This is a genomic window from Thermococcus sp. GR5 (genome assembly GCF_012027535.1).
In the GTDB taxonomy this organism is placed as follows: domain Archaea; phylum Methanobacteriota_B; class Thermococci; order Thermococcales; family Thermococcaceae; genus Thermococcus; species Thermococcus onnurineus.
This window is the reverse complement of sequence record NZ_SNUN01000001.1, coordinates 104,249-115,709: the sequence shown is the minus strand read 5'-3', so window position 1 is coordinate 115,709 and position 11,461 is coordinate 104,249. Positions and strand designations below refer to the sequence as shown.

Annotated in this window: 12 protein-coding genes; 9 read left to right on the top strand and 3 right to left on the bottom strand. The window is 52.6% G+C overall.

Features of this window, described 5'->3' with window-relative positions; translation table 11 throughout:
• Positions 1-999, bottom strand: coding sequence for a DUF4350 domain-containing protein (locus E3E33_RS00610; RefSeq protein ID WP_012572794.1), 999 nt, complete (start codon positions 997-999; stop codon positions 1-3).
• Positions 992-2,740 (bottom strand): Ig-like domain repeat protein, encoded by a 1,749-nt coding sequence (locus E3E33_RS00605; protein WP_240911981.1) that lies wholly within the window; start codon positions 2,738-2,740, stop codon positions 992-994. Before E3E33_RS00605 ends, E3E33_RS00610 begins: the two co-directional genes overlap by 8 nt.
• Positions 2,741-2,792: 52 nt before the next feature.
• Here E3E33_RS00605 and E3E33_RS00600 point away from each other — a divergent pair, with 52 nt between their 5' ends.
• Entirely contained in the window at positions 2,793-3,512 is a 720-nt protein-coding gene (locus E3E33_RS00600) for a hypothetical protein (RefSeq protein ID WP_167711679.1), read from the top strand.
• On the top strand, positions 3,503-3,742 hold the full coding sequence (locus E3E33_RS00595) for a hypothetical protein (protein ID WP_167711678.1): 240 nt from the start codon (positions 3,503-3,505) through the stop codon (positions 3,740-3,742). The genes E3E33_RS00600 and E3E33_RS00595 overlap by 10 nt, the downstream gene beginning before the upstream one ends.
• A gap of 1 nt (position 3,743) precedes the next feature.
• Here the strand turns inward: E3E33_RS00595 and E3E33_RS00590 are convergent, their stop codons facing one another.
• Positions 3,744-4,697, bottom strand: a complete 954-nt coding sequence (locus E3E33_RS00590; RefSeq protein ID WP_167711677.1) for an NAD-dependent epimerase/dehydratase family protein — start codon at positions 4,695-4,697, stop codon at positions 3,744-3,746.
• 87 nt (positions 4,698-4,784) lie between these two features.
• On the opposite strand from E3E33_RS00590, the gene E3E33_RS00585 reads away from it, so the two are divergent.
• The 7 genes from E3E33_RS00585 to E3E33_RS00555 all read left to right on the top strand — a co-directional run bounded on the left by E3E33_RS00585 (position 4,785) and on the right by E3E33_RS00555 (position 11,420).
• Positions 4,785-5,780 carry a sugar phosphate nucleotidyltransferase gene (locus E3E33_RS00585; protein ID WP_167711701.1) on the top strand — a complete coding sequence of 332 codons (996 nt, stop codon included), beginning with the start codon at positions 4,785-4,787 and terminating at the stop codon, positions 5,778-5,780.
• A gap of 99 nt (positions 5,781-5,879) precedes the next feature.
• Positions 5,880-7,229 (top strand): ATP-binding protein, encoded by a 1,350-nt coding sequence (locus E3E33_RS00580; RefSeq protein ID WP_167711676.1) that lies wholly within the window; start codon positions 5,880-5,882, stop codon positions 7,227-7,229.
• 722 nt (positions 7,230-7,951) lie between these two features.
• Positions 7,952-8,596, top strand: coding sequence for a hypothetical protein (locus E3E33_RS00575; protein WP_167711675.1), 645 nt, complete (start codon positions 7,952-7,954; stop codon positions 8,594-8,596).
• Between the two features lie 122 nt (positions 8,597-8,718).
• Positions 8,719-9,777 carry a glucose-1-phosphate thymidylyltransferase gene (locus tag E3E33_RS00570; RefSeq protein WP_167711700.1) on the top strand — a complete coding sequence of 353 codons (1,059 nt, stop codon included), beginning with the start codon at positions 8,719-8,721 and terminating at the stop codon, positions 9,775-9,777.
• 9 nt (positions 9,778-9,786) lie between these two features.
• Positions 9,787-10,788 (top strand): dTDP-glucose 4,6-dehydratase, encoded by a 1,002-nt coding sequence (gene rfbB / locus E3E33_RS00565; RefSeq protein ID WP_167711674.1) that lies wholly within the window; start codon positions 9,787-9,789, stop codon positions 10,786-10,788.
• Positions 10,789-10,833: 45 nt separating this feature from the next.
• Complete coding sequence (locus E3E33_RS00560; protein ID WP_167711673.1) at positions 10,834-11,121, top strand: hypothetical protein; 288 nt, start codon at positions 10,834-10,836, stop codon at positions 11,119-11,121.
• Complete coding sequence (locus E3E33_RS00555; RefSeq protein ID WP_167711672.1) at positions 11,079-11,420, top strand: type II toxin-antitoxin system VapC family toxin; 342 nt, start codon at positions 11,079-11,081, stop codon at positions 11,418-11,420. The genes E3E33_RS00560 and E3E33_RS00555 overlap by 43 nt, the downstream gene beginning before the upstream one ends.
• The last annotated feature ends 41 nt before the right edge of the window (positions 11,421-11,461 follow it).

Below are 11,461 nucleotides of genomic sequence, written 5' to 3'. Positions count from 1 at the left end.
TCAACCACCCATCCTTTCGAGCATCTCGATTATCTCCTTTTCATCCCAGCCCCGCTCCCTCGCCAGAGCCAGGGCGAGCTCTTCGGGGCTTTCCTTCCTTCTGAAGAAGCGCGAGACAGGCTTCCAGAGCAGCCTTCCCACCGCTCTGAAGATGCCCAGCTCCCTGAGGAGTATTAGAATACCGATGACGAGTATCAGCCTGATTACCATGTCTTTGGGCAGCAGCCTCGTTATCGTGACTGTTCCAGCGGTGTACAGGTTGAAGTCCGGGTGATGGGCCTCGTCTATGTAGAAGGTATCGCCTCCGAGGTACTCGATGAGGTTCCTTAGGAAAGGCTCGTTCTCGCCGTAGAGCTGGTTTATCAGTATATCCGGATCTGCCAGGATTACGACCCTTCCATTCCCGTATTCGACTTCAGTCATGAGCGGGTACTGCTTCCTCTGGGAGTTTATCATAGCCACCTTGCTCGCGTAGGCCTCACCGCCCCTCGTCACGAGAATTGCAGAGGGCTCATTTGTGACTATTCTCGTGACGTTTCTTGCCAGAAGGGGGTTCTCTATCCTAACGGAGACTATGATCCTATCATCCTTCTCGTAGAAGAAGTCGCGGAGGGGATAGTTGGATATGCTCACTGACAAGTTGAGGGCCCTCAGTATCTCGTTGCCCGTGCCGAAGTCGTCGGCTATGAAGAGGGTATTTCCACGCTCCAGGAAGGTCTTAATCTGCTCTATCTCGGCATCAGTGAAGGTCATGTTGGGGCCGACTATGACGAGAACACCGTTATTCTCGCTGATGCTGGCCATGTCGAAGGATTCGAAGATGGGAGCGACCCGCTTCCCCTCTCCGTGGGCAAGCTTGACGAAGTTTGAAATCCCGTCCCAGTTTGTGTTGAACATACTGTACTGGGTGGAGCTCTTGAACAGGGGTACCGTCAGCGGCATGGTGATGAGGGTGAAGATGAGTAGGATAAGAACGAGGTACTTTATGGTTTTATTCACCTCTCTCACCCCGAAGCAGCCTCTCGATGCTCGCCCTGAACTCGGTTAGCTCCTCCCCACCCAGGGGGATTTCCCCGTAAACGGCTTTCTCGTGGAGCTTTGTTACGGCCTCAAGGTCTGGATACAGCTCCCAGTCGCGGAGAATCCTCAGGACTTCCCTCGGAGTCAGGCTCTCGCTTATTCCGAACATCTCCCTCAGCCTTTCTCTGAGGAGCTTATAAGCCTCACCGATGTCTTCGGGGATTTCAAGGAACTCTCCGGACGTTTCATTCCCCCCTGCCGCGTACTTGAAGACCGTCTTCTGGGATGCTTGAGGCGTTGTTTGGTCTTTCTTTCTCCTAGTTAGGATACCAGCCGCGAGGAGCATCGCCAGGACAACGATAGCGATGTACCTCGGCATCATGTTCTCCGGCGGGACAACGGTGAGGAGAATCACGTTGGATGTAGCTCCCTCGTACACCTCGCTGCCGGCGAAGGCCACGTAGACCTTCAGCCGACCGGGACTCTGCGGCTCCAGGGCGAAGGAGAAGGTTCCGTTCTCGGCCGTGATGTTGAACTGGGGGGTGTCGTTGACATAAACGATGAGGGGGAAGGTCATGTTCGGCTTCACCCTTCCTGTGAACGCGGCTTTTTCCCCGAGGGTTATTCTCTCGGGCCCGTTGAGGGTTATCGCAACCGGGAAGCGCCTGAACTCAACCGTGACTATCTCTGAGGTTCCGGTGTGGGTTCCGTCGCCGGCGAATTCCAGCGGCACCTGGAACGTCACGGCCTCGGAGGAGTGGTAGCTCTTTGCGAAGCCTCCATCGGGTCCGGTGACGAGCGTTTCGTCTCCAACCGTTATCTCCCTCTTCCCCAGGGGGTTGCCGTAGTAGTCAACGAGCTTTCCGGAGACGGTGAGGCTCTGGTTCAGAAAGGCGCTGTAGACGTTTTCGACCAGAAAGACGGAGGGTATCTTCCTTACCGTCACGTTGATGGTGTTCGACCTGAGCCCTCCCTGGGTGGCGTACACCGTGTAAGTCCCGAGCTCCCTGAACCGGTACATGGTGGCAAAGAGCCCGTTCTGGGGGGTGACTATGAGGAAGGACGTGAAGTTCCCCTTTGTTATGACCACGGTGACAGTCTCGTTGCCCGGACAGGAGCCGAAGATCGTGACTGACTGGTAGAGCATCGGCTCTGAATCCGAGATCCCTATCTCGAACTTCCCGCTGGGGGGAGTCCTGGAGACGAGTTTATCTATCTCGCCGAGGTACTTTCTGACCTTCTCCGTATTGAACTTCAGGATTTCGGTCCCGTTCATCAGTTCCAGGGAGTCTATCTCATCCAGGAGGGACTCCATGTTGAGGACTGTGCCCCGGATTCCGGCTGTAACCGCGGATGTTGGATTTTTGCGGAACTCAAGTATGAGCTCGTTCAGAATCATCAGCTCTCTGGAGAATTCGTAGAACGGCTGGATAACTTTCATCACCGTGGGGTTAACTCCTTTCTCCTGGTAGTACAGCGCCTCCAGGTGGATGAGCTCCAGCTCGTTTAGGGTGGTGTTGGCGAGAGTTAGGCCGTAGCTCTCGTTAACCAGGACGTACTTCAGGGAGTCCTCAAAGCGGAGGATAATCTTGGAGAAGTACTCATAGAGAAAAACATCCCTCTGGGTCGGCTCCTCAACGGCCTTCCCGGAGGCGAGTGGAACGGAGCCGACGATTAGAATTAGGGTTATTATTAAAAGCAACGCTCTCCTCATCGCCATCGCATCCATAAGGCATAAAAACCTTATTAAGTTTATTCGTTCCGGTGTTAGAATGGGGAGGATTTTGGGAAGTATCCTTTTAGCGGCTGGAATCGTCCTGTGGTACCGCGGGGGCGTATCTGGAATAACATCTCTGGTCAACCTGGGAATCGGGGCGATAATTCTTGGTCTGGTAATGGCTGCTATGCCTTCCAGGAACCACGTTGGCAGGGAGGCTCTTTTCCTAGCGTGCGAACCTTCATGTGAGTTCGTTGAAAAGCTAAGGAATGACCTCGAGCTCAGGGGGAAGCCGGTGATCATACCGCCCTACGAGAACCTCCCTAAAGGTGGCATCTTCCTTCCCAAGTCCGAGGCTGTCTCCCTTAGCCTTGGAAAGCTCGACGAGGGGACCGTATTTGTTACGGGCACCGAGGAGGAGAGCGGCGTTCTGATAAGTCCTCCTGCTGGATGGGCGCTTGTGAGCTACATTGAGGAGAACGTCGGTGGGCTCTCCGGAACGGGCCTCGGATACGCTTCCTCGGCCGTTTCCTCCGGCTTAAGCGCCCTGGGCCTCGGTTCGGCGGAGGCCTTTGAGAGAGAGGACGGGACGATAGAGATCTTCGTAAAGCCACTCTGCGACGGCCCTGTCTACGCTGACCCCGTTGCCTCGGCCGTTCTCCTTGGAATCGCCGCCGGAATGGAAGAACTCCTGAGGATAGAATCCGTTGAGAGCGTGAAGGACTACGTCAAGGTGATCCTTGAGCGGCTCGGTGGGATCGAGAGATGGCTATGAGGGAGAACGTTGTCCTGTTCCTTGCGCTGTGGATAATCACGGCCGCACTCGTGAGCCCGTCGGTGGAGATATTCCTGACCATAGCCCTTATTGGGATATTGATAACTCTTGAGATAGGTGAGTTTTATCTGCCGAGGGACGTCAAAAGCTCTCTGATGCTCTCCGCTTATCTGCTCCTTCTCGCCTTCGCCTTCATAGTGGCAAGAAAAGTGTATGAGGTAATAAAATGAGTCAGATGGTCGAGAGAAGCTCTCTCACCGTCCTCCTCACGGCCTCGTAGCTGTTGAGCTTCGGCTCCCAGCCGGTTTTCTTCGCTTTCTCTATGCTCAGGCGCATGAACTTGACGTCGCCCTTCCAGCCGCGGCCACCGTCGACTCCACCTGTGAACATGAAGGCTGGATTCAGCCCTATCTCCTCGCTGACTATCTCGGCGATTTCCCTGACGGTTATCCAGTCGTCGTTTCCGAGGTTGTAAGCGTCGTAGGTTTTGCCTTCCTTCCTGAAGTGCTCGAAGATGTGGAGCATCCCATCAACGGTGTCGCTCACGTGGAGGTAGCTCTTCCTCTGGGTTCCGTCGCCCAGAATTTCCAGCTCATTGGGGTTCTTCCTGAGCTTGTTGATGAAGTCGTAGATGACGCCGTGGTTGGAGCGCTCGCCTATTATGTTGGCCAGCCTGAAGACGAGAGCTTTGAAGTCGAAGGTGTGGGCGTAGCCGCTTATCAGGGCTTCAGCCGCGAGCTTCGCCCCGCCGTAGACGCTTATCGGCTCGAGCGGGGCGTAGTCCTCTGGAGTGGGGATGACCTCGGCGTCGCCGTAGACCGTCGATGACGAGGTGAAAACGAGGTATTTGACCCTGGATTTCCTCATTGCTTCAAGGAGGTTGTAGGTTATAACGACGTTGGTCTCGTAGAGCAGCTCCGGGCTCTGAGAGCCGATCCTAACCTCCGGATTGGCGGCGAGATGGAAGACCACCTCTACGTCTTCAACGGCCTTCTCCACGATTTCCCGATTTCTCATGTCTCCCTCTATGAACTCGAACCTCTCATGCTCGAGCCAGCGTTTAAGGTTGTCCAGACTGCCGGCGCTTAAATCGTCCAGAACCCTGACCTCGTATCCGAGCTCCATGAGCCTGTCCACAAGATGGGAGCCTATGAAGCCTGCACCGCCCGTGACCAGAACCTTCATTCATACCACCACCCATGATGAAGCGAAATTATTTAAATATGTTAGGGGTAAACCCTGTGGTTGAAGTACGTTGGAACGGTGAGCGCTATGAAGGTTCTGATAATGGCCGGCGGCTACGCGACGAGGCTCTGGCCCATAACCAAAGATAATCCCAAAGCCTTACTCCCTGTCGGGAACAAGGTGATACTGGACTACATTCTGGAAAAGGTCGACGAGCTTGGTCTCGAAGCCTACATATCGACCAACAGGTTCTTTGAGATGCACTTCCGTCCCTACGCTGAGAGGAATGGCATAAACCTCATCGTGGAAGACACCCTCCACGAGGAGGAGAAGCTCGGAACGATAGGGGCTATGAAAAAGGCTTTGGAGGAGCTCGGTTCAGATGACTACCTCATCATAGCCGGAGACAACCTGTTCTCCTTCAGCCTGGTGGACTTCCTGAAGGCCTACGACGGGAGGACCCTCATAGCGGTCTACGACGTCGGCGACCTAGAGCTGGCCAAGCGCTACGGTGTGGTCGTTCTTGAAGGCGACAGGGTCATCTCCTTCCAGGAGAAGCCGGCCGAGCCGAAGTCGACTCTCGTCAGCACGGGCGTTTACATCTTCCCGAGAAGGGTAATGGAGAAAATCGATGAGTACCTCTCCGACGGAAACAAGGATTCACCCGGCTACTTCATCCAGTGGCTCCTGGAGAAGGGTGAGGACATCAGGGCCTACCGCTTCTCCGAGTACTGGTACGACATAGGAAGTGCGGACAGCTACCTGGAGGCTCTCAAGACTCTCCTCAGAGAGAGCCACGTCGAGGAGATTCAAATAAGCCCCTACGCCAAGATAATCCCGCCGGTGGTCATAAAGAAGGGCGCCAAAATACTCGGCAGGTCGATAATAGGGCCGTACGCCTACATAGGTGAGGAGTGCGTCATAGAGAACTCTGACATCAGCGACTCGATAATTTTCCGTAGAACCATAATCAGGAACTCGACGATATGGCGCTCCATCATCGATGAGAAGTGCGAGATAAGGAACCTCGAGCTCAGGAAGAGCCTCGTTGGAGGGCATGCAAAGATACAGAGGGGCGAGTAATATCTCTACATATTTTTTGCATCTTTGAACGGCCATTCCCCACTAGAGCATCCGCAACTTTTTTATACCTATCAGGTATAATACCTGTGGGGTATAAAAATGAAGTTTTATGACCGTGAGCGGGAGATTGAACTCCTCAGAAGGGGCAAGAGAATTGCCATAATCGGACGGCGCAGAGTGGGAAAGACTAGATTGGTCGAGGAGGCTCTCAACCCTATAACGCTCTTCATCCCGGCCGAAAAGAACGAGGCCTTAATATGCCGAGATTGGATCGAAGAAATTCGCGAGAGGAGATACATTCCAACGCTCAACTCTATGAAGGAAATCGTTGAGTTCTTAATGAGGGAAGGGGAGACGATATTCATTGATGAACTCCAGAATGCCCTCAGGGTAAATCCCTCCTTTCTTTATGATCTTCAAAGGCTCCTCGACAAGTACCGCGATGCAAAGCTCGTCGTTACGGGTTCACTCATTAGTATGAGCAAGAAGCTTGTCGAAGACTATCAAGGCCCGCTTTATGGCAGGTTCGATTACATCATAAAACTCCGGGAGCTGGGTTTTGGGACAGTGACGGAAATAATGCGCGATTTGGGCTACAGCATCGAGGACGCCGTTGTGATGTGGGCGGTCTTTGGCGGCTCGCCCAAGTACTACGAGACGCTTGAGAGATTCAGTCTGCCGGTTGAGGACTTCATCCGTATGATGTTCTTTGAGGAGCCTTATCCGATGTTCCCTGAAGTCCTCATGATGCTCAAAGAGGAGCTAGGTAAGGAGTACAAGACTTACTTCAGCATCCTCCAAGCGATAAGCGAGGGCAAGAACACGCTGGGGGAGATTTCCTCTTATCTGTCCGTCAAGAGCACGAGCCTCACCAAGTATCTCGCTGCCCTTGAGCGGGAGTATGAACTGGTTACAAAGCGGAAAGATGTCTTTGAGCGGGGGAGAAACAGGTATTACATAACCCAAAACCTGGTTGACTTCTGGTTCAGATTTCTGTGGCGGAATTATTCCAAGCTCGAGAGGAACGAGCTGAGCTTTGATAAAAACGACTTCAACGCTTACGTTGGCCGTAAGTTTGAGAGTCTGGTGGAGTTGCTTGTTCCAAAACTTGTGCCTTTTGAGGTTATCAGAACGGGCAAGCTCTGGGGGAAGTTCAAAGGCAAGGAGAAGGGTAAGGATTCCTTTGAGATTGATGTGGTTGCCCTCGGAAGGGAAGACATTGCGTTTTTTGAGGTGAAGTGGGAGGAGCTGAGCTTTGGCGAGGCCAAAAAGGAGCTCAAATTGCTGTCCAAAAAAGCCGAAGCTGTGGGGGATAAGCGGAGGATTCATTTAGTCCTCGTTGCGAAGAGGATTGGAGGTAAAGAAAGGCTATGGGGTATGGTGTATGATTTGGAAGATTTAAATGAGATGCTGGCAATGGCCACACACCGTTTAGAAACGGAGCGGTAGAATAGTGAGGAGCGCCATACAGACGAGTCTGGAGTGAAGTTCCACTCTTGACAGACCTTTCCCTGCTTAATAGTGGTCCCATGACCCTCTCAGATCATGGAATCACTGTTCGGGTTAGGTCTGCCTGGGGTGAAGCTTTCGCTTCAGTCTCCCCTGCAGGCACTCCTCATATACCATTAGGTGCTTTAACTATATAAACCTTTGCTTTTATTTAAAGCAAAATTTTTTGACAACTCCTTGAAATAATTTCAACCATGCTGGGATCTGAGTTGGAAGCGGAGGGTATTCATGTAAGAATAGAAATTGAATCAGGCGCGAGAAGATAGTGAGGAGCACCTTGAAATCGGGACCTCGGCGAAAATCCCATCCTCAAGGAACGCCAGGCTTGTGACTCCAGCCCTCCGGACTTGTGGAACACGTTAGGCTTAGCATCCATCAAGGGTGAAACTTTCGCTTCGGTCTCACCAACAGGGCACTCCTCATATAGTATTGGGTGTTTTAACTATATAAACCTTTGCTTTTATTTAAATCAAAATTTTTTGGCAACTTCCCGAGATAATTTCAATCAGGTTGGGAATTCGGTTTGAGATGGAGTGTTTAGTAGTTAGCTAAAATGGAAATCGAATCGTACATTGAAAAGACGGAGAAATGGAATTTCCTGCTTTTTCAAACCCAACCCTTAAATTCTTCGAGAACCAAAAGTTAATGATGGGGTGTGGGTAATGGGTGAGAAATTAATTAAGGTGCTGACGGTTCTCGTGGTTATTCTGCTTGTCTTCAACATCGGCATGGTCTACGGTGCACTCAAAGCCAGGAGCATAGCGCTGGAGGAGATAGACAGTGCTATAACCCTCGTGGAGGACATGAAGAACGAGAAGATAACCATTCAGTACCCGTTCGACCAGGAGATAAAGGTGCCCCTCAGGATGAACATCAGCGTTCCCGTTTCCATGGTGGCGAGGGTTCCGGTAAATGAGGAGATTGCCGTGAAGGTTCCTCTCGATACCTACGTTGACGTTCCCGTAAACAAGACTGTGAAGGTGCACATCGTCCAGAACATAACCACCACCGTTGAGGTGAACGGCAAGCAGGAGACGGTGATAATTCCGCTTGATACCTACGTCGATGTCCCGATAGTCACGACGGTTAGGGTTAGGGTCAGGGACGTTGTAGACACCACAGTGCCGCTCAACATGACCCTTGAGGTGCCGATAAACCAGACGGTTGTTGTGCCGATAGACGAGACGCTGACCGTTCCGATTAAGATGGACCTCACCATCGAGACGACACCGGAGGAGATGGGCCTCGGAGATATGATTGATAGGGTTGTTAAGATGCTCGAGGGGATGAAGGCGGCGATTGGGTGAACCGGCCTGAGCATAACGTTACATTTGGAATCCTATTCATCCACCCTCTGAGGATGTTGGCCGTTACGACGGCCACGATAGGTTTTTATTTTCTGGGATAGTATTGACGGCGGTGGATGATCATGAAGGCCCTTATTCTCTCCGGAGGTCACGGTACGAGGCTGAGGCCGTTAACGTATTCCCAGCAGAAGCAGCTCATCCCAGTCGCGAACAAGCCCGTCCTGTTCTACGCCATCGAGGACGTCATCGAGGCCGGCATTCACGAGATTGGAATTATCGTCGGCCCAAACAAGGAGCAGGTGATGGAGACCGTTAGGAGCGTTGATTGGGACGCTGACATAGAGTTCATCTACCAGGGCGAGCCGAAAGGTTTAGCACACGCGATAAAGGTCGCGAGGGATTATCTCGGTGACGATGATTTTGTGATGTACCTCGGTGACAACATCCTCAGGGAAGGCATAGTGGAGCACCTGAACCACTTCAAAGAGGGAAACTTCGACGCCAGCATTTTGCTCTGTGAGGTTTCCAATCCCCAGCGGTTCGGTGTGGCCGAGCTGAGTGAGGACGGAAAGACCATCAAACGGCTGGTTGAGAAACCCAAGGTGCCGCCGAGCAACCTGGCGCTTGTGGGAATCTACTTCTTCAAGCCCGTCATCCACGAGGCAGTCGAGAACATAAGGCCCTCCTGGAGGAACGAGCTTGAGATAACCGACGCGATCCAGTGGCTCATCGACCACGGCTACCGCGTTGGGTGGACGAAGGTTCAGAACTGGTGGAAGGACACCGGAAAGCCCGAGGACATACTCGACGCCAACAGGCTCATCCTGGACGACATCCAGACGGATATACGGGTCGAGACAAAGGCCAGAATCCATGGAAGGGTGGTCATCGGGGAAGGTACCCAGATCGACGGGAACACCGTCATAAAGGGCCCCGCGATAATCGGCAGGAACTGCATCATCAGGAACGCCTACATCGGCCCCTACACGAGCATCGGCGACAACTGCGTCATCGAGAACATCGAGATTGAGGACTCCGTGATCCTTGAGGGAAGCGAGATTAGATGCGGCGGCAGGATTGTGGAGAGCCTCATAGGGAAGAACGTGAAGATTTTAGAGGGGAACAACCATCCCATTGGGAGGAAGCTGGTCGTCGGTGACAATTCCCAGTTAATGCTGTGAGGTGGAATGATGAGACTCTTAGTGACCGGTGGAATGGGCTTCATAGGGAGCAACTTCATCCGCTATATCCTGGAAAAGCACCCTGACTGGGAAGTGATAAATCTCGACAAGCTCGGCTACGGGTCGAATCCGGCAAATTTGAAAGACATCGAGGACAATCCGCGCTACACCTTCGTCAAGGGAGACATAGCGGACTTTGAGCTCGTTAAGGGGCTAATCAAGAAAGTTGATGCGGTAGTTAACTTCGCTGCTGAGAGCCACGTGGACAGGAGCATCTCAAGCCCTGAGCACTTTCTAAAGAGCAACGTCATCGGTGTTTACACGATTCTTGAAGCCATCAGGAAAGAGAACCCCGAAGTTAGACTAGTTCACGTGAGCACCGATGAAGTCTACGGCGATATCCTGGAAGGCTCGTTCACCGAAAAAGACGCGCTTATGCCCTCATCCCCATACTCTGCTACTAAAGCTGCCAGTGATGTTCTCGTGCTTGGCTGGACGCGGACTTACAGTCTGAACGCCTCCATAACGAGGTGCACCAACAACTACGGCCCCTACCAGTTCCCGGAAAAGCTCATCCCCAAGACGATAATCAGGGCCAGCATGGGGCTCAAGATCCCGATATACGGCACCGGCCAGAACGTCAGGGACTGGCTCTACGTCGAAGACCACGTAAGGGCAATTGAGGCCGTTCTGCTCAGAGGGGAGCCTAGGGAAATCTACAACATCTCCGCCGGCGAGGAAAAGACTAACTTGGGGGTCGTTAAGACGATCCTTGAGCTCATGGGCAGGGACGAGTCGCTTATAGAGTTTGTTGAGGACAGGCCCGGCCACGATTTGAGGTACTCCCTCGACTCCTGGAAGATAACGCGCGACCTCAAGTGGAGACCGAAGCACAGCTTTGAGGAGGGCATTAGAAAGACTGTCGAATGGTACCTCGAAAACGAGGCCTGGTGGAGGCCGCTGGTCAACGAGAAGGTCCTCCACCCGACGCCCTGGAAGCTGGGGTGGTGAGAACATTTAAATATGTGCGTACACATAATTATGTATGGTGATGATATGCCGACTATGACCCTTTCAATACCTCCGGAGCTCTACCGCAGGATGAAAAAGCACCCAGAAATTAAATGGAGCGAAGTGGCGAGAAAAGCCATAGCCGAGTACCTCAGTGAGCTTGAGAACTCCCGAACCGAGATGTCCATGTTGGAGTTCAGAGAACTTCTGGGGGATGAGACCCTCAGGGAGATGGAGTCCATTCCGGACGAGGCTTACGAGGAATACTACGGGAAAATGAGGGATCTGGAATGGGAGAGGACAAAAAGAAACTCTACGACACGAACGTCCTGATCGACCTCGTTAAAAGCGGCGAGAATCCCGGGGACGGCTATACAACGGCGCTGAATCTTGTGGAATACCCAAAGGGAGTCTCTCTGGATCTGGGAGTCCTCATACCATCGCCCAAAGAATACGCTCTGGCTGTTAAGCTCTCAGAGAAACTTGTAAAGGCAGGCACCCCTGTTCCCGCCGTGGACGTGATAATCGCCGCCGTTGCAATATCCAGAGGCATGGCCCTGATAACAAAGGACCGGCATTTCTTACTGGTAAAGGATGTCGCCCCCGAGCTCAGACTCGAACTGGTTGAATGAGATGTGTTATTAATCATTTGGCAGTAAGCAAAAGGTAATTA